The organism is Cupriavidus sp. MEYA8 (genome assembly GCF_059278825.1).
This window is the reverse complement of sequence record NZ_CM181221.1, coordinates 2397981-2415218: the sequence shown is the minus strand read 5'-3', so window position 1 is coordinate 2415218 and position 17238 is coordinate 2397981. Positions and strand designations below refer to the sequence as shown.

The 17238-nt window shown below is 66.0% G+C and carries 18 protein-coding genes and 4 tRNA genes; 14 read left to right on the top strand and 8 right to left on the bottom strand.

Features of this window, described 5'->3' with window-relative positions; translation table 11 throughout:
- Positions 1 to 18 precede the first annotated feature (18 nt).
- The 4 genes from recO to nagZ are packed head-to-tail and all read left to right on the top strand — an operon-like array spanning position 19 to position 3218.
- Positions 19 to 918 carry a DNA repair protein RecO gene (gene recO / locus AC5WJ1_RS11185; protein ID WP_135705562.1) on the top strand — a complete coding sequence of 300 codons (900 nt, stop codon included), beginning with the start codon at positions 19 to 21 and terminating at the stop codon, positions 916 to 918.
- Between the two features lie 34 nt (positions 919 to 952).
- Positions 953 to 1735, top strand: a complete 783-nt coding sequence (pdxJ, locus tag AC5WJ1_RS11180; protein WP_494476079.1) for a pyridoxine 5'-phosphate synthase — start codon at positions 953 to 955, stop codon at positions 1733 to 1735.
- Positions 1732 to 2154, top strand: coding sequence for a holo-ACP synthase (acpS, locus tag AC5WJ1_RS11175; protein WP_133095542.1), 423 nt, complete (start codon positions 1732 to 1734; stop codon positions 2152 to 2154). Before pdxJ ends, acpS begins: the two co-directional genes overlap by 4 nt.
- Before the next feature lie 14 nt (positions 2155 to 2168).
- Positions 2169 to 3218 carry a beta-N-acetylhexosaminidase gene (nagZ, locus tag AC5WJ1_RS11170; protein WP_135705560.1) on the top strand — a complete coding sequence of 350 codons (1050 nt, stop codon included), beginning with the start codon at positions 2169 to 2171 and terminating at the stop codon, positions 3216 to 3218.
- Positions 3219 to 3306: 88 nt separating this feature from the next.
- Here the strand turns inward: nagZ and efp are convergent, their stop codons facing one another.
- The gene (gene efp / locus AC5WJ1_RS11165) at positions 3307 to 3867 is read right to left on the bottom strand and encodes an elongation factor P (RefSeq protein WP_133095544.1); all 561 of its coding nucleotides are present in this window, start codon (positions 3865 to 3867) and stop codon (positions 3307 to 3309) included.
- Positions 3868 to 4089: 222 nt separating this feature from the next.
- Positions 4090 to 5259, bottom strand: coding sequence for an elongation factor P maturation arginine rhamnosyltransferase EarP (earP, locus tag AC5WJ1_RS11160; protein WP_434033544.1), 1170 nt, complete (start codon positions 5257 to 5259; stop codon positions 4090 to 4092).
- Between the two features lie 112 nt (positions 5260 to 5371).
- Here earP and uvrC point away from each other — a divergent pair, with 112 nt between their 5' ends.
- The 6 genes from uvrC to AC5WJ1_RS11130 all read left to right on the top strand — a co-directional run bounded on the left by uvrC (position 5372) and on the right by AC5WJ1_RS11130 (position 10372).
- Positions 5372 to 7447, top strand: coding sequence for an excinuclease ABC subunit UvrC (gene uvrC, locus AC5WJ1_RS11155; RefSeq protein WP_494476078.1), 2076 nt, complete (start codon positions 5372 to 5374; stop codon positions 7445 to 7447).
- 107 nt (positions 7448 to 7554) lie between these two features.
- Positions 7555 to 8154 carry a CDP-diacylglycerol--glycerol-3-phosphate 3-phosphatidyltransferase gene (gene pgsA, locus AC5WJ1_RS11150; RefSeq protein WP_133095547.1) on the top strand — a complete coding sequence of 200 codons (600 nt, stop codon included), beginning with the start codon at positions 7555 to 7557 and terminating at the stop codon, positions 8152 to 8154.
- 172 nt (positions 8155 to 8326) lie between these two features.
- Positions 8327 to 8402: transfer RNA gene (locus tag AC5WJ1_RS11145), tRNA-Gly, on the top strand.
- A 61-nt stretch (positions 8403 to 8463) separates the two neighbouring features.
- Positions 8464 to 8539 (top strand) — tRNA-Gly (locus tag AC5WJ1_RS11140).
- Positions 8540 to 8646: 107 nt separating this feature from the next.
- Positions 8647 to 8720, top strand: a tRNA-Cys gene (locus AC5WJ1_RS11135).
- 422 nt (positions 8721 to 9142) lie between these two features.
- Positions 9143 to 10372, top strand: coding sequence for a cation:proton antiporter domain-containing protein (locus AC5WJ1_RS11130; protein ID WP_133095548.1), 1230 nt, complete (start codon positions 9143 to 9145; stop codon positions 10370 to 10372).
- 31 nt (positions 10373 to 10403) lie between these two features.
- Here AC5WJ1_RS11130 and AC5WJ1_RS11125 read toward each other — a convergent pair whose 3' ends face one another.
- Positions 10404 to 11333 carry a LysR family transcriptional regulator gene (locus tag AC5WJ1_RS11125; protein WP_133095549.1) on the bottom strand — a complete coding sequence of 310 codons (930 nt, stop codon included), beginning with the start codon at positions 11331 to 11333 and terminating at the stop codon, positions 10404 to 10406.
- Between the two features lie 94 nt (positions 11334 to 11427).
- Here AC5WJ1_RS11125 and AC5WJ1_RS11120 point away from each other — a divergent pair, with 94 nt between their 5' ends.
- The gene (locus AC5WJ1_RS11120) at positions 11428 to 12531 is read left to right on the top strand and encodes a YeiH family protein (protein ID WP_133095550.1); all 1104 of its coding nucleotides are present in this window, start codon (positions 11428 to 11430) and stop codon (positions 12529 to 12531) included.
- A 116-nt stretch (positions 12532 to 12647) separates the two neighbouring features.
- Here AC5WJ1_RS11120 and AC5WJ1_RS11115 read toward each other — a convergent pair.
- Positions 12648 to 12734: transfer RNA gene (locus AC5WJ1_RS11115), tRNA-Leu, on the bottom strand.
- Positions 12735 to 12942: 208 nt separating this feature from the next.
- Between AC5WJ1_RS11115 and AC5WJ1_RS11110 the strand changes: the two genes are divergently transcribed.
- The 3 genes from AC5WJ1_RS11110 (at position 12943) to AC5WJ1_RS11100 (ending at position 14358) form a co-directional block, all read left to right on the top strand.
- A complete protein-coding gene (locus tag AC5WJ1_RS11110; RefSeq protein WP_133095551.1) occupies positions 12943 to 13275 on the top strand; it encodes a hypothetical protein in 333 nt (110 codons plus the stop codon).
- 276 nt (positions 13276 to 13551) lie between these two features.
- Positions 13552 to 13809 (top strand): hypothetical protein, encoded by a 258-nt coding sequence (locus AC5WJ1_RS11105; protein ID WP_133095552.1) that lies wholly within the window; start codon positions 13552 to 13554, stop codon positions 13807 to 13809.
- 141 nt (positions 13810 to 13950) lie between these two features.
- Positions 13951 to 14358: a heme-binding protein gene (locus AC5WJ1_RS11100; RefSeq protein ID WP_133095553.1), complete on the top strand. Its 408-nt coding sequence runs from the start codon at positions 13951 to 13953 to the stop codon at positions 14356 to 14358.
- A gap of 275 nt (positions 14359 to 14633) precedes the next feature.
- On the opposite strand, the gene AC5WJ1_RS11095 is transcribed toward AC5WJ1_RS11100, so the two are convergent.
- The 4 genes from AC5WJ1_RS11095 to AC5WJ1_RS11080 form a co-directional block, all read right to left on the bottom strand.
- Positions 14634 to 14963 (bottom strand): hemin uptake protein HemP, encoded by a 330-nt coding sequence (locus tag AC5WJ1_RS11095; protein ID WP_133095563.1) that lies wholly within the window; start codon positions 14961 to 14963, stop codon positions 14634 to 14636.
- A gap of 244 nt (positions 14964 to 15207) precedes the next feature.
- Positions 15208 to 15621, bottom strand: coding sequence for an ExbD/TolR family protein (locus tag AC5WJ1_RS11090; protein ID WP_133095554.1), 414 nt, complete (start codon positions 15619 to 15621; stop codon positions 15208 to 15210).
- 21 nt (positions 15622 to 15642) lie between these two features.
- Positions 15643 to 16371, bottom strand: a complete 729-nt coding sequence (locus tag AC5WJ1_RS11085; RefSeq protein ID WP_133095555.1) for a MotA/TolQ/ExbB proton channel family protein — start codon at positions 16369 to 16371, stop codon at positions 15643 to 15645.
- A gap of 72 nt (positions 16372 to 16443) precedes the next feature.
- Positions 16444 to 17097 carry an energy transducer TonB gene (locus AC5WJ1_RS11080; RefSeq protein ID WP_133095556.1) on the bottom strand — a complete coding sequence of 218 codons (654 nt, stop codon included), beginning with the start codon at positions 17095 to 17097 and terminating at the stop codon, positions 16444 to 16446.
- Positions 17098 to 17238: the final 141 nt, after the last annotated feature.

Here is a 17238-nt window from a genome sequence, read left to right as displayed (position 1 = left end):
GCGAAAGGCGAGCGACCCTTGAGCAAGACGGCTGACATCGCGCGCGCGCCGGCGCCCCGCGCCCGCCGCGCCGATCCGGTGGTGGACGAGGCGGCCGAACTGCTCGACAGCAAGGCGCTGCCCGGCATGGCTGGTGTTGGCGATGTGGCGGCGGCACGTGCCATGATGGACCGCGCCATGCGCATCGTGCCGGCACGGCCCGAATCGCGCGTCGCCGACGAGCCGGGCTTTGTGCTGCATGCCTGGCCGTATCGCGAGACCAGCCTGATCCTCGATGTCTTCACGCGCGACCATGGCCGCATCTCGATGGTGGCCAAGGGCGCCAAGCGCCCGCATTCGGCGTTGCGCGCGGTGCTGCAGCATTTCCATCCGGTGTCGGTGTCGTGGAGCGGCCGCGGCGAGGTCAAGACGCTGACCAAGGCCGAATGGGTCGGCGGCATGCCGCCGCTGGCTGGCGATGCGCTGCTGTCCGCGTTCTATCTCAACGAACTGGTGATGCGCTTCTGCCCGCGCGAAGATGCCTACCCCGTGCTGTTCCGCCATTACCTGGCCACGCTTACGCGGCTGGCGCATGGCGAGCCCGCCGGGCTGGTGCTGCGCAGCTTCGAGCGTGTGCTGCTGCAGGACACCGGCTTCGCCGTGGCCTTCGACCAGTGCCTTAGCACCGGCGAGCGCGTGCAGCCGGGGCTCGACTATGTCTACCAGCCCGAGCGCGGCGTGCGCCGCGCCCAGCCGAGCGACCCTTCGTCCTGGCCGGTGGTGTCGGGCCAGACGCTGCTCGACATGGCGCAGGACGATTACAGCCGCGCGCAGACCGCGGCGCAAAGCCGGGCGCTGATGCGCTTCCTGCTGCATTATTATCTGCAAGGCGAACCGCTGAAAACGCGCCAGATACTGATCGACCTGCAGTATCTGTGACCGAATCATTCCAATCCGAATCTCTCCTGCTCGCATGATCTTCCACGCAAATCCGGGCGTCATCGACCTTGGCGTCAATATCGACCACGTCGCCACGCTGCGCAACGCGCGCGGCACCGTGTATCCCGACCCCATCCAGGCTGCGCTGCAGGCCGAGGAAGCCGGCGCGGACCTGATCACGCTGCACCTGCGCGAAGACCGTCGCCATATCCGCGACGCCGACGTGCGCGCGCTGCGCCCGCAACTGGCCACGCGCATGAACCTCGAATGCGCGATCACGCAGGAGATGCTCGATATCGCCTGCGAGATCCGCCCGCAGGACGTGTGCCTGGTGCCCGAGCGCCGCGAAGAGGTGACCACCGAAGGCGGCCTCGATGTGGCCGGGCGCTTCGAGCAGGTCAAGGCCGCCTGCGCGCAGCTGGCCGGCGCCGGCATCCGCGTGTCGCTGTTCATCGATGCCGATGCCGACCAGATCGCCGCCGCGGCCGCGTGCGGCGCGCCGGTGATCGAGCTGCATACCGGCGCCTATGCCGATGCGCAGTCGCCCGACCAGCAGGCGGCGGAATTCCGCCGCATCGCCGAGGGTGTCGACGCAGGCCTGAAGCATGGGCTGGTGGTCAACGCCGGACACGGCCTGCACTACACCAATGTCCAGCCCATCGCGGCGCTGCCCGGCATCAAGGAGCTGAACATCGGCCATGCCATCGTCGCGCATGCGGTGTTCGTCGGCTGGCAGAACGCGGTGCGCGAGATGAAGGCCATCATGGTGGCCGCGCGTCTCGGCACGCGTTATCCCGTAGCAGGCACGCCGGCGTGATCTACGGCGTCGGCACCGACATCATCCAGATCGCCCGCGTGCAGGGCGTGATGGAACGCACCCACGGCCGCTTCGCGGAGAAGGTGCTCGGACCCAACGAGCTGGCCAAGTACCACGCGCGCAAGGCGCGTTCCGAGAAGCGCGGGCTCGCCTTCCTGTCCACGCGTTTTGCCGCCAAGGAAGCCTTTTCCAAGGCCATCGGCCTGGGCATGCGCTGGCCGATGACGTGGCGCGCGATGGAACTGATGAACCTCCCTTCGGGCGAGCCTGCGCCGGTATGCCACGGCGAGCTGGCGGCATGGCTTGCGGAACGCGGCCTCACTGTGCGGGTCAGTGTCAGTGACGAACATGACTATGCGGTCGCCTTCGCCATTGCCGAGCGCACCGGCGGGGCGGCTCCCCAAACCAAAGCCTTGTGAATCCAACCACTTCCATGTCCAAGAAGAACTCCGGCAAGCGGCCGGGCCCGGTGGTCCTCGACGTCGTCGGCAAGCAGCTCGATACCGACGATGCGCGCCGCATCGCGCATCCGCTGACCGGCGGCGTGATCCTATTCGCGCGCAATTTCGAATCGCGCGCGCAGCTGCAGGCGCTGACGCGCGCGATCCGCGCGGTGCGCGACGACGTGCTGATCTGCATCGACCATGAAGGCGGCCGTGTGCAGCGTTGCAAGACCGACGGCTTTACCCACCTGCCGGCGATGCATCGGCTGGGCGAGCTGTGGGACCGCGATGTGCTGGCGGCCACGCGCGCCGCGGTGGCATGCGGCTATGTGCTGGCGGCCGAGCTGCGCGCCTGCGACATCGATTTCAGCTTCACGCCGGTGCTGGACCTCGACTACGGGCGCAGTGCCGTGATCGGCGACCGCGCCTTTCATGCCGACCCGCGCGTGGTGACGATGCTGTCCGGCCACCTCAACCACGGCCTGCTGCTGGCCGGCATGAGCAACTGCGGCAAGCACTTTCCCGGCCACGGCTATGTCGAAGCCGACTCGCACGTGGCGATCCCGGTCGACGAACGTACGCTGGACGAGATCCTCGAACAGGACGCGCGTCCGTATGAATGGCTGGGCCTGGGCCTGTCGTCGGTGATGCCGGCGCACGTGATCTATCCCAAGGTCGACCCGAATCCGGCCGGCTTCTCGCGCTACTGGCTGCAGGACGTGCTGCGCGCGCAACTGGGCTTCGAAGGCGTGATCTTCAGCGACGACCTCAGCATGGAGGGCGCCAGCGTGGCCGGCAACGTGACCGAGGCCGCGCGCGCCGCGCTGGCGGCAGGCTGCGACATGGTGCTGATCTGCAACCACCCGGATCGCGCCGACCAGTTGCTGACCGAACTCGACACAGGCATCGACAAGGCCTCGCAGCGCCGCGTCCGCAAGCTGTTCCCGCGCCGCAAGCCGATGGACTGGAACAAGCTGCAGGGCGAAGGCGAATACCGCGCTGCGCTGCGCACGCTGCGCGAGTACGAGCTGATCGCCTGATCCGCGGGCGTACAAAAACAGAAAAGGCAGCCGAGGCTGCCTTTTTCCTTGCCGGTCCCGCTGTGCGAGCCGGGACCTTGCGCGCGCCTTAGTTGGCGCGGCTGCGGTATTCGCCGGTACGGGTGTCGATTTCGATCTTGTCGCCGATGTTGCAGAACAGCGGCACTTGCAGTTCGAAACCGGTGTTGATCTTGGCGCCCTTGAGCACCTTGCCCGACGAGGTGTCGCCCTTGACGGCCGGCTCGGTGTAGACGATTTCGCGGACCAGCGTGGTCGGCATTTCGACCGAGATGGCCTTGTCGTTGTAGAACACGACTTCGACGTTCATGCCGTCTTCGAGGTAGTTCAGCGAGTCACCCATGCTGTCCTGCTCGACTTCGTACTGGTTGTAGTCGGCGTCCATGAACACGTACATCGGGTCGGCGAAGTACGAGTAGGTGCACTCGCGGCGCTCCAGCACCACGACTTCGAACTTGTCGTCGGCCTTGAACACCGACTCGCCCGGGGCGTCGGTCAGCAGGTTCTTGTACTTCATCTTGACCACGGCTGCGTTGCGGCCCGACTTGTTGTACTCGGCCTTCTGCACGACCATCGGATCGCCGCCGATCATGAACACGTTACCGACGCGGAGTTCCTGTGCGATTTTCATCTGAACTGTTTTCCTGATTAAGAAAGTAGGAATCTGGAATGGCGAAGGCGCGCTGCCGGCATTACCGCTGCGGTCGGGCAAATGCTCCACCGAAAGCCGCCGAAGCCGGTATCCACGCGCTCGCGACCCCGTGCTCAGCTTGCATTCAGGTCTTCAGCCCCCGCGTTCGACGCATGGGAGAGGACCCGGTTCTCCGGCCCGGTCGCCATTTGAATCAACCGGTTATTTTACCTGATTTTCGCAAAACGCCACCAGGTTGGCGGCAAGATCTCCGGGATGCTGCAAGCGCCGCTCCCAGCGCGGCGCGGTTGCGGCAAGTGCCTCCAGATGCGCTCGCAGGCGTGGCCAGTCGACGGGAACGCCATAGCCGTTCCACGCGTGCCAGAAATCGGTTAATGCAGCGGCGGCGTCGGGTGCCACCCCGCTTTGGCGGAACAGGTCGAGCCAGGCATCGAGCTTGACCTCGTGTGCCGCATCGTCCTGCGGGTAGATATGCCAGACCAGTGGCCGCGCTGCCCACTGCGCGCGGACGAAAGAGTCCTCGCCCCGCACGAAGTTCAGGTCGCAGGCCCACAGCAGTTCGTCGAAGTGCTCCTGGCGTACGAATGGGATCAGCTGCACGCACAGCCTGCCACGTTCCACCGGGTCGCCGATCCGCAGCGGCGCGCCCAGCCATTCGGCGACCTGGTCCGCAGCCAGGCCGGCGGGCACCAGGCAATGGACCGTCTCGGCGCCTTCGCGCCATTGCTCCAGCAGCGCGGGCAGGGCCGGGTTGCGGTAGGCAAACAGGCTCACCCGCAGCGCGTCGGGCCGGGGCGTCACGCTCAGCCGATGCCACAAGGCAGCCTGGGCGGCTGTTCCGCCAAGGAAGGCGGCGCGCTGCGCGCCCAGCATCGATTCCCGCAACAGGCCGCCGGTGCCGGGCTCGAAGCCGGGGAAGAAGAAGTGCTTTACCAGCGGCAGCCGCGGATGGGGCGAGGGCATCGCATGATGCTCCCGCACCCACTGTTCGGCGCTCATGTATTCCAGGTTGATCCAGGCGGGCTTGGGGTCGCGCGCGGCCATGCGGGCCAGGAAGGCTTGCGGCACTTCGCAGGCGAAGGCTTCGATGACGGCATCGTGTGGCGCCACCCCGGCGGTGTCATCCACGTCGCTATCATCACCCGGGCCTGCCGGCCGCCACGGACGAATTTCCACGCCCGCCAGGCGCTGCACGGTGGCGCCGGTATCGAGTTCAGGCGCCAGCCGCGCGAAGCTCGCCAGGTCATCGACCCATAGCCGCACCGCGTGCCCGTGCTCCTGCGCGAGCTGGCGGGCCAGCCGCCAGCCGACGCCGATGTCGCCGAAATTGTCGATCACGGTGCAGAAGATGTCCCAGGAGCGGATAGGCATGGCGGGTAAAGGCGCGCGCGGGCGGGACGCGCGCTGAATTGCTCTAAACTTGCGATTTTAGAGGCCGCGTCACTTTGTTGCGCGCGAGCCGTGTAGCGGTCACCGTCCCCCAATGTCCGACCAGCAATCCGATTCACCGAAACCCGAGGCCGATGTGGCGGCCGAAACGCCGGCCGACGTTCCGGCTGACGTGCAGCCCGAGATCGCCGCCGAAGCTCCGGGCGCTCCGGGCGAATTGCCGCCGGAGCCCTTCGACCCCAAGCCGGTCATCTCGCGCCTGCCGGGCCTGCCCGGCGTGTACCGCTATTTCGATGCCGCCGGCAATGTGCTGTATGTCGGCAAGGCGCGCGACCTGAAGAGGCGGGTCTCGAGCTATTTCACCAAGACCCAGCTGTCGCCGCGCATCGCGATGATGGTCGCGCGCATCGCCCGTATCGAGACCACGGTGGTGCGCACCGAGGCCGAGGCGTTGCTGCTCGAGAACAACCTGATCAAGGCGCTGGCGCCGCGCTACAACATCCTGTTCCGCGACGACAAGTCGTACCCGTTCCTGAAGCTGACCGGGCACCGCTTCCCGCGCATGGCGTACTACCGCGGCGCCACCGACCGCAAGCACCAGTACTTCGGCCCGTTCCCGAGCGCCTATGCGGTGCGCGAGAGCATGCAGATCCTGCAGAAGGTGTTCCAGCTGCGCACTTGCGAGGACACCGTCTTCAACAACCGCACCCGGCCTTGCCTGCTGCACCAGATCCATCGCTGCACGGGCCCGTGCGTCAACGCCATCAGCGAAGAGAGCTACGCGCGTGACGTGGCCAACGCGGCGCGCTTCCTGCAGGGCCGCCAGACCGAAGTGCTGGAAGGCCTGCAGGGCAAGATGGAGCAGCATGCCGAGCGGCTCGAGTTCGAGCAGGCCGCCGCGGTGCGGGACCAGATCGCGGCGCTGTCGACCGTGCTCAAGCGCCAGGCGGTGGAGGAAGTGGGCGGGCAGGCGCGCGATATCGACGTGCTGGCCGTGGCGGTGGAAGGCGGGCGCGCCTGCGTCAACCTGGCCATGGTGCGCGGCGGGCGGCATCTCGGCGACAAGGCCTATTTCCCGGCCCATGCCGACGAGGCCGCGATGATCGTCGAGGATGCCGACCAGCGCGACACGCTGGACGAAGCCGGCGCCGCCGAGGCTGCACTACCGCTCACCGTCGAGCGCATCGCCGCCCGGGTGTTGTCCGCCTTCATGGTGCAGCACTACCTGGAGCAATCCGCACCCCCCATCATCGTCGTCAGCCATATGCCGGACGACGGCGCGGTGTTGGAGGCGCTGTCGCTGCACGCCGGCCGCAAGGTGACGCTGGTGCGCCAGCCGCAGGGCCAGCGCAAGGTGTGGCTGGAGATGGCGCAGCAGGGCGCGGCGCTGGCGCTGTCGCGCCGGCTGGCCGAGCAGGGCAGCCAGGAGGGGCGTACGCGCGCGCTGGCGGAAACCATCGGCCTGGATCTGGAAGACCTGGCGCTGCTGCGGGCGGAGTGCTTCGATATCAGCCATACCGCCGGCGAGGCGACGCAGGCGTCGTGCGTGGTGTACCACCACCATGACATGCAGAACAGCGAATACCGCCGCTACAACATCCAGGACATCATCCCCGGTGACGACTATGCCGCCATGCGTCAGGTGCTTACGCGCCGCTACCAGAAGCTGGTCGAGCAGATGCAGGAAGACGGCGGCGGGCAGGCCGGCGGTGAGTCCGCCGCGCTGCTGCCGCAGATCGTGCTGATCGACGGCGGCAAGGGCCAGGTCGAGGTGGCGCGCCAGGTATTCGAGGAGCTGGGGCTGGATATCGGCTTGCTGGTCGGCGTGGCCAAGGGCGAAGGGCGCAAGGTCGGCCTGGAGACGCTGGTGTTCGCCGACGGCCGGCCGTCGCTGGAGCTGGGGCAGGGCAGCGCGGCGCTGATGCTGGTGGCGCAGATCCGCGACGAGGCCCACCGCTTCGCCATCACCGGCATGCGCGCGCGCCGGGCCAAGGCGCGCACGACCTCGCGGCTGGAAGAGATCGAAGGCGTGGGCGCACGCCGGCGGCAGAAGCTGCTGACCCGTTTCGGCGGCTTGCGCGGCGTGATGGCCGCCAGTATCGACGAGCTGGCCAGCGTCGAGGGCATCTCGCGCGGGCTGGCCGAGGAGATCTACCGGCAGCTGCATTGACCCGCGGCGTTGCCGGCGCGGGCAGGAAAATGACCAATGATGGTCGATTGGTCCCGAAATCGGCGACAATCGCGGGATTGGTCACGTTCCCCCGCCGCCCGAGTTCCATGCCTTTCAATATTCCGATCCTGCTGACCTGGCTTCGTGTCGCCATGATTCCCCTGGTGGTGGGCGTGTTCTACCTGCCCGACGCATGGCTTCCCATGCACACCAAGAACCTGACGGCGGCGGCGTTCTTTATCATCGCCGCGGTGACGGACTGGCTCGACGGCTTCCTGGCGCGGCGCTGGAACCAGACCTCGTCGTTCGGCGCATTCCTGGACCCGGTCGCCGACAAGCTGATGGTGACGGCTGCGCTGCTGTCGCTGCTGGCGCTGGATCGGGTCACCGACCTGATCGCGCTGGTCATCATCGGCCGCGAGATCACGATCTCGGCGCTGCGCGAGTGGATGGCGCAGATCGGCGCGTCCAAGAGCGTGGCAGTGAACTTTCTCGGCAAGCTGAAGACCACAGTGCAGATGATCGCGATCCCGCTGCTGCTGTTCAGCGGTCAGCTGTTCGGCTTCGACGCCTATGTGCTGGGCACGTGGATGATCTACCTGGCCGCGGTGCTGACGCTGTGGTCGATGATCTATTACATGAAGCTAGCCTGGCCGCAGATCCGGGAGCGCAGCAGTGTCGTGGCGGGTGCCGGCGCCCGGAAGTGAAAAGAAATTCCAAAAAGGTGTTGACGCAGAGAAGAGCTTTTTGCATAATCTCATTCTCGTTGCTGACGACGCAAACGAAAGCAGCGAGATAAGGCAGGTTTGGCGCAAGATGTTGTGTGATAGCGCAAAATTGCGAAATAAAATGCCTTAAAAGTTTTTGAAGCAGTACCCTGCGGGAGTAGCTCAGTTGGTAGAGCGCAACCTTGCCAAGGTTGAGGTCGCGAGTTCGAGACTCGTCTCCCGCTCCAGGTTATCGAAGGGTTCGGCAACGTGCATGGCACTGGCCGGGCCGGCAGCAAAAAGTTGTACGCGGGAGTAGCTCAGTTGGTAGAGCGCAACCTTGCCAAGGTTGAGGTCGCGAGTTCGAGACTCGTCTCCCGCTCCAATCCCCAAAGGGAAGCAACGCTTCCCTTTTTGTTTGGGTTGAATTGCCGTGGCAGGCCAGCCGGCAGCATCGGCTGAATGCGGCTACAATCCAGCATCACGTCACCTGGCGGGGTGGCAGAGTGGTTATGCAGCGGCCTGCAAAGCCGTGTACGCCGGTTCGATTCCGACCTCCGCCTCCAGTTGCAAAGCAAAAACGGCGCCCTTGGGCGCCGTTTTTGCTTTGCGCATGTTTAGCGCTCGTTCGCCCAGCCTCGCGCAGCCGCCCCGCCCCGCGCCGCGAATTGCCTCGCATTTCTGCGCTTTGAGCGCGCGGCGGGCATGTTACATTACTCCTGTCGTACGCTTTTCCGGGTGCGCCGCGCGATGGATCGCGGCGCAGCATGTCATACGCCATTCCCGATCCGTGATGCGCCTCCAGCGTGTCCGGGGCCGCTGCGGCACTTCCCGTTCTTTCCCTGCTTGTCCCGTTACGAGGCTGCCATCGTGCTGCGCCGACCGCTGGTGCGCGCCGCATGGTGGGTCATGGCATCGTGGCGCGCGGGGAGGGCGGGTGGAATCCAGCCATCGCCGTCCAGCCCCTGACACGAGGAACCCCGCGCGCATGCATCACGCCACCCCGCTCATCAGCACCATCGTCGGTGGTATCGTCCTGGCCTTCGTCCTTGGCGCTATCGCCAGCAAGCTGCGGCTGCCGCCGCTGATCGGCTACCTGTGCGCGGGGATCGTGGTGGGACCGCATACGCCGGGCTACACGGCCGACCAGGCGCTCGCGCCGGAGCTTGCCGAACTCGGCGTGATTCTGCTGATGTTCGGCGTCGGGCTGCATTTCTCGATCAAGGACCTGATGGCGGTGAAGCGCATCGCGATCCCCGGGGCGGTCGTGCAGATCGGTATCGCGACCTTCCTCGGCATGCTGGTGGCGTGGGGTTTCGGCTGGTCGTGGGGGCAGGGGCTGGTGTACGGCCTGGCGCTGTCGGTGGCCAGTACCGTGGTCCTGCTCAAGGCGCTGCAGGAGCGCGACCTGGTGGAATCGCCCCAGGGGCGGATCGCAGTAGGCTGGCTGATCGTTGAAGACCTGGCCATGGTGCTGGCGCTGGTGCTGTTGCCAGCGATGGCGGGTCTGCTTGCCGGCGCCGCGGACGCCGGCGCCGAAGGCAGTCCGGGCACCGGCGACGTCCTGCTGGCGGTGCTCTCGACGCTGGGCAAGGTCGCCGCCTTTGTCGCGGTCATGCTGGTGATCGGGCGCCGCTTTATTCCGTGGATGCTCGAGCGCATCGTCTGGACCGGCAATCGCGAGATGTTCCGCCTGGGCGTGCTGGCGACCGCGCTGGGCGTTGCCTATGGCGCGTATTCACTATTTGGCGTGTCCTTCGCACTGGGGGCCTTCTTTGCCGGCATGGTGCTGGCCGAATCTGAATTCAGCCATCGCGCGGCCGAAGAATCGTTGCCGCTGCGCGATGCCTTTTCGGTGCTGTTCTTCGTCTCGGTCGGCATGCTGTTCGATCCCATGGTGCTGGTCAACGACCCATGGGGCGTGCTGTCGACGCTGTTTATCATCGTGGTCGGCAAATCGCTGGCGGCGATGGGCATCGTACGGGTGTTCGGGCACTCCGGGCAGACCGGCATGACGATTGCCGTCAGCCTGGCGCAGATCGGCGAGTTCTCCTTCATCCTGGCGAGCCTGGGCGTCTACCTGAACATCCTGCCCGAGCGCGGCCAGGCATTGATCCTGGCGGGTGCGCTGCTGTCGATCATGCTCAATCCGGTGCTGTTCCACCTGCTCGACCTGTACACCGCGCGCAGCAAGCGCAGCGAGCCGCAGGCGGCATAGCTGTCCGCGCTCAGGCGGCCCGCAGGAGGCGTCACGCGCCGATACGCGGCGCCATGGTGCGCAGGTATTCGGTGAAGGCCAGCAGGCCTTGCGTCGGGAACTTGTCCTGGTGCACGACCAGTTGCAGCGGCCGCACGATGCGCGGCAAGCCTTCGCGGATCGCCACCAGCGTGCCTTGCGCGAGTTCGTCGCGCACCACGTACAACGACAGGCAACTGACGCCGAAGCCGCTCATCACCGCGCGCTTGATTGCTTCGGCGTTGCCCAGTTCCAGCGCGAAGCGCAGTTCGCCCAGCAACGGCACCAGGCGTTCCTCGATCACCTCGCGCGTGCCCGAGCCCGGTTCGCGCACGATCCATTCGGCGTCGCGCAGTGCCACCAGGTCGTTCGGCGTGAGCGCCAGCGGATGCGACGGGCCAACCACCACCACCATCTCGTCATCGCACCAGTGCATGCTGCGCAGGTCGCGCTCGTGGCTGGCGCCTTCCACCAGGCCGATGTCGGCTTCGAACTGCAGCAGCGACTGCAGCACTTCGCGGGTGTTGCCGATGCGCAGGTCCAGCGTGCAGGGCCCGCTGCGCGAATGACGGAATCCCGCCAGCAGCGGCGGCAGGATATAGCTGCCGATGGTATTGCTGGCCGCGATGCGCAACTGCACCCCGGTCTGTGTGGCAAAGCGCTCCAGCTCATGCGCCTGGTCCAGCAGCGCCAGCGCGCGCGGGAAGAACTGGCGGCCGGTCTCGTTGATGCTGAGCCGGCGTGCGATGCGATCGAACAGCGGGCTGTCCAGCGCACGTTCGAGCTCTGCCAGTGAAGCGCTGACCGCTGACTGCGACATCGCCAGCGCCTGCGCGGCTGCCATGGTGCTGCCGTGCTGGGCCACGGCGACGAAGACGGACAGCTGGCGCAGCGTGAGGCGCAGGGGGCGTTGCTCGGGGCGGGGCTCTGGACGGGATTCCATATCGAAAGAATAGATAACGCATAACGATATTACCCGTTTTACGGGTTAGGGGCGGGCCAGTACGCTGGAGTCACTACATAACAAGTGAACTGCCATGTCTTCCGCCACTTCCAGCAGCGCCCCCCGCACCGCAGTCGCCACGCCGGCAGCGGCTTCCCCGCCCTGGTCACAGCGCCTGCTGACGCTGGTGCCGCTGGGCGGCATTGCCTGGCTGGCACTGGCGCTGGCCGAGCATCCGGCGATTGCCCGCTACGGCCTGAGCGCGCTAACGCTCGCCATGTGCGCCGGCATGGTCGCCGCCAATACGCTGCCGAAGCACTGGCTGGCGCCGCTGGCACCCGGGATGCAGGTGGCGCGCCATTACCTGCTGCGGCTTGGCGTGGCACTGTACGGCCTGCGGCTGACATTCGCGTCCATCGTCGCGCTGGGCCTGCCGGGTATCGTGGTGCCGCTGACGATGCTGGTCGCCACGCTGCTGTTCGGCACCTGGGTCGGCACGACCTTCTTCGGCCTGAGCCGCCGCGAAGCGATCCTGGTCAGTTCCGGCAGCGCCATCTGCGGCGCGGCCGCGGCCATCGCGGTGTCGTCGGTGGTACGCACCGACGATCGCCAGACCGCGGTGGCGGTCGCCACGGTGGTGCTGTTCGGCACCGTCGGCATGCTGCTCTATCCCTATCTGTTCGAACTGGCCAACGGCCATTGGCACTGGTCGGTCAGCGAGCGCATGTTCGGCATCTTCACCGGCGCGACGTTGCATGAAGTGGCGCAGGTGATCGCCGCGGGCAAAATGATCAGCGAGCCGACCGCCGATGCCGCAGTGGTGGCCAAGATGGTGCGCGTGCTGGCGCTGGGGCCGCTGCTGCTGGTGATGGCGCTGTGGCCGCAAGGCAAGGCCGAGGCAGGCCAGGCACCTGCCGGCAAGGGCCGCTTCTCCGGGATCCTGAAGTCGGTGCCGTGGTTTGCGGTGGGTTTTGTCGCGGTAATGGCACTCAACTCGGCCGGCACGGTGCCCGCTGCCTGGAAGGCCCCGTTGATCGCGCTGGATAACTGGCTGCTGGCGTGTGCGATGCTGGCCATCGGCCTGCATACCCGCATCGGCGACCTGGTGCGCGCCGGACGCAAGCCGCTGGCACTGGCCGGGGTGCTGTTTGTGTTCCTGATGGGGGTCGGTGCGCTGATGTGCTACGTGATGGCCTAAATGATGGCCTAGATGGCGTAAAGCGGCGTAAAGCACGACCCAGCGCGAAGGATCTGAAGGGGGGGGCGAGAGCCTCCTCTTTTGTATTTGGCGCAAGGTTGCCGCTGCGGTGGCCCTGGTGCGGCCGACGGGACTCGAACCCGTACGCCTGGAAAGGCGGCAGATTTTAAGTCTGCTGAGTCTACCAATTTCTCCACGGCCGCACGGCAAGCCCGGTATTGTGGTGGCTTCGCAATCCGGATGCAAGCGCGCCGCAGGCTTTAATTTGCTTGGCCAAGCAGATGGCGTCGCGGAAGGAAAAAGTGACGCACTGTTACGGCTAGTAACAATGTCGTGCCTTCGGTTGCACCTGGAAAATTCAGGCCCTCTACAATACCGAGTAAGAGAAATCTCAAATTCTGAGAGGCGGATATGAAACGTTGGTGGCTCGCAGCATTCGGTGTCGCAGCCGGGCTGGCATCCGGGGCCGCGATGGCCCATGTGAGCGTCGGCGTCGCGATTGGCGTGCCGGGCGTCGTGGTTGGCGCGCCGGCCTACTATCCGCCCGCTCCGGCCTACTATGCGCCGCCGGTGGTGGTGGCCCCGGCACCGGTCTACTACGGCCCGCCGGCCGTGGTGGTGCGTCCGCGCCCGGTCTACTACGGCCCGCGCTACTATGGCCCGCCGCGCTACTATGGTGGCCATCACCACGGTTACTATGGTCCGCCGGGCTACCGCGGTCATGGCCGCTGGCGTCACGACTGACCGGCCGGCGCCGAAACGCTGTGGAATACAGGGCCCTGCGGGGCCCTTTCCTTTTGGCTTGCATATCGCGACACGAGCCGCAGGCGCCGGTTCCCTGGATGATTCCCTAGTTTGACGCCCATCAAATTATTTGAACGGACTGCTCAAAGCGTCACGTCTATCGTCTTAAGGGTTTTCCCTAAACTAGAGGCATGACATCGCGATGACGGCGGCTCTTTTTGTTTTAGGAGTCGTCCGCCGCGGTGCCTTACCGACCAGAATTGCAAGGGGAATCTCATGAAGCTCAAACAATCAATTGCCGCCGCCTCCGTGCTGGCCGCGCTGTGCGCAGTGTCCACCGCCTCGTTCGCCGCGACCGGCAAGCCTGACCCGTACCTGGACGGCGCCCGCATGGGCAAGGTCGATCCGTTCACCGATGGCGCCCGCGTCGGCAAGACCGACCCGTACACCGACGGCGCGCGCATCGGCAAGCCTGACCCTTACACCGACGGTGCCCGCATCGGCAAGCCGGATCCGTACACCGACGGCGCTTGATTGCCGCCGTGTCTGCATGACGAATGGCCCGCCTGTGCGGGCCATTTTCTTGCCCGCCGCTGCCGCGTGGGCGCGATGACGATGGCATGGGGTGCGGGGTATACTTCGGTCTCCAACCAAATGAATGATCAGGAGAGTGGCATGCAGCAAAAGACGGTTCTGACGGCAGACGATGTGAAGAAGATCATGGCCGCGGCGGAAACCGAAGCGAAGAACCATCACTGGGCTGTGTCCATCGTCGTGGTCGATGACGGTGGCCATATGCTGGCGATGCAGCGCCTGGACGGCGCCGCGCCGATCTCGGCCCATATCGCCGCGGAAAAGGCCCGTACGTCCGCCCTGGGCCGTCGTGAATCGAAGATCTACGAAGACATGATCAACAACGGCCGCTATTCGTTCATGACCGCACCGGTGTTGCAGGGCATGCTGGAGGGCGGCGTGCCTATCGTCGCCAACGAGCAGGTGGTCGGTGCCGTCGGCGTTTCGGGCGTGAAGTCGACCGAAGACGCGCAGATTGCCCGCGCCGGCATCGCCGCTCTGGGCCTGTAATAGCAGGGCCCGTTGCGCGGCACCAGCCGCGCATGAAAGAGCCCCGCAGGCCAGGGCCTGCGGGGCAGAATAAAAGAGGGCATGGCTGGGTGTGGCCGATATGGCGAGGGGTCTGGAATTCCCGCCGCGGCGCCAGCACCTGGCTACTGCCCAACACCTCGTTCCGAGGTGGTCCCCACAAAAGTCTGTACTGCCACTAGCGTGGCACCCGCGGCAGACGCGGGCCTCAAACAGTTCCCTTCGGCTTCAGCGCATGGCCTTGCCGCCAGGATGCGTCATTTGGTCAGGATCAGCTTGCCATAGCGCGTCACGCGCAGCGTGTAGACCTCGCCGTTATGCAGGATCGGCAGCGTGCTGTTGCCGCGCATGATCGCGTCAAGTGCGACCGGTTCGCCGGCGGGCGCCGACGACAGGCTGTCGCGCACCAACGCTTCCAGCCGGGCGGGCAGGGCGGCTACGGCCGATTTCATGGATGCGATCGTCGACGGGGCTGCTTTCGCGGCTGCGGTCTCGCGGCGCGGCTGGGCCACCTCGACACGGCGCAGCGACAGGCGGCGGCGGGTGACTTCACGCGGTTGCGACAGCGGCAGGGAAAGAGTGCTCATCATCTGGCTCCGGGTCGGCCTGGCGCCATGGGCGCGCAGGGGAAAAGGCATCAGGGGTGCGCCACCGATGGCGCAATCGATGGATGAATCATAAATGCGAATTGTTATCATTACAATAGCATGGATCGAAGATTCGACAAACAGCGATCCGGTCCAGCGCCCTGCAGCGGCGAGCGGCCAGTAAACGAAAAAGGGCATCCCGCGGGATGCCCTTCCAGTGCGCAACGCCTGCCGGCGCGCCTCCTTATTGCTTGGGTTCGGTGATAAAGCCGATCTTGCCCAGGCCGCCGTGCTGCGCGGCGGCCATGACTTCGGCCACGCGCTCGTAGCGCACCTCGCGGTCGGCGCGCAGGTGCAGCTCAGGCTGCGGCTGCTGCTGCGCGGCCAGCGAAATATTGCTTTCCAGCGTGGCCTGGTCCACTTCCACCTGGTTCCAGAACACCTTGCCGCTGGCGTCGATCGAGACGTTGATGTTCTGCGGCTTGGGATCGTTCGGGGAGTTGGTGGCGCGCGGCAGGTCGATCTTCACCGCGTGGTTGATCACGGGGATGGTGATGATGAAGATGATCAGCAGCACCAGCATGACGTCGACCAGCGGCGTCATGTTGATCTCGCTCATCACCTCGTCGTCGTCACCGTCGAGAGTACCGAATGCCATGATGACTTCCTTGCTTGCGGATTAGCGCTGGGCCGCGGCCAGGCGCACGGTGCCGTCTTCGCTGCGGGCACCGGTGGGGCGCACGCGGGCGCCGGTCACGAAGTAGGCGTGCAGGTCGTGGGCGAAGCGGTTGAGCTTGGAGATCACCGCTTTGTTGCCCCGCGTCAGTGCGTTATAGCCCAGCACCGCGGGGATTGCCACGGCCAGGCCGAAGGCGGTCATGATCAGGGCCTCGCCCACCGGGCCGGCGACCTTGTCGATGGTCGGAACGCCCGAGGCGCCGATGCCGATCAGCGCGTGGTAGATGCCCCACACCGTGCCGAACAGGCCGACGAACGGTGCGGTCGAGCCCACCGAAGCCAGCACCGCCAGGCCCGACTGCATGTGCGCCACGGCGTCGTCGATCGAGCTCTTAAGCGAGCGGGTCAGCCAGTCGGAGATATCCATCACGTCGTGCAGCTGCGGCTGGCTGGCGCGGTGGTGCTGGGCGGCTTCCTTGCCGGCGATGGCCAGCGTGCGGAACGGGTTGGCATCATTGGCGCCCAGGGTTTCCAGCGCATGGTCGAAGTCGTCCGAGTGCCAGAAGCGCTTTTCCGCGCCTTGCGCCATCTTCTTCAGGCGCACCAGATCCCAGGCCTTGGTGAAGATCACGATCCAAGAGGCGAGCGACATGATCAGCAGAATGATGGCGGTCGCACGCATGACGAAGTCGCCTTGCGTCCAGAGGTGGGAGAGTCCGAGGTCCTGCATGGGTTGGTTCCTGGTGAGTTCGCTTGGTTTAGGTCAGATCGGATGATCGGAAATCGGGTAGCGGATCGGTGATCAGTTCAGTTCGAAGCCGATTGGCTGCTGCGCCGTGACGGCGATGGCACGGCCGTTGTCCGTGTAAGGCTTGCAGCGCATGGCCTGCACGGCTTCCACCGCGGCCTGGTCCAGGCGCGACGAGCCGCTCGACGACACCACGGAAGTCTTGACGACCTTGCCGCCTTCATCTGTGGTCAGGCGCACCACTGTCCTGCCGGTCTCGCCCATGCGGCGCGATTGAGAAGGATACTTCGGTTGGGGCGGCGTGCACTGGATTTCACCGATGCCGACGGCGCGCGGCGCGGCGGAAACGGGCGCCGGAGCGGGTTCAGGCGGTGCGGGCGGCGCAGGCGGTGCGGCCGGCGCTTCCGGCGCGCTCGGGGTCGGCGGCAGGTTGGCCACCGGCTGCGGAGTCGGCTTGGGCTGCGGCGCCGGCTTGGGCGTGGTCACCTTGACCTGCTTCGGCGGCGTTTCCTGCTTGGGCTTGGGTTTGGGCGGCTCGGGCGGGGCCTCTTGCTTGGGCGGTTCAAGCGGGATGATGCGGGCGACGATCTCGGGGGCGACCACCGCCTCGGTCAGCTTGCGGCCCAGGCCGCTCTGGATCAGGTAGAGCAGGCCGGCGTGGAACAGCAGGACGGCGAGCGTAATCTTGAAGAAGCGTTGATCGAACATGTGTCAACAACAAAAGTCTGCCGGCAGGCGCAGGAGGGCCTGGCTCGGTACAACCAGCGCCACGAGCAGCAGCGACCGTGCGCCATCACTTGCGGTAAAACAGGATCAGCGAGATGCCGCAACCGACCAGCAGGCTAAGCA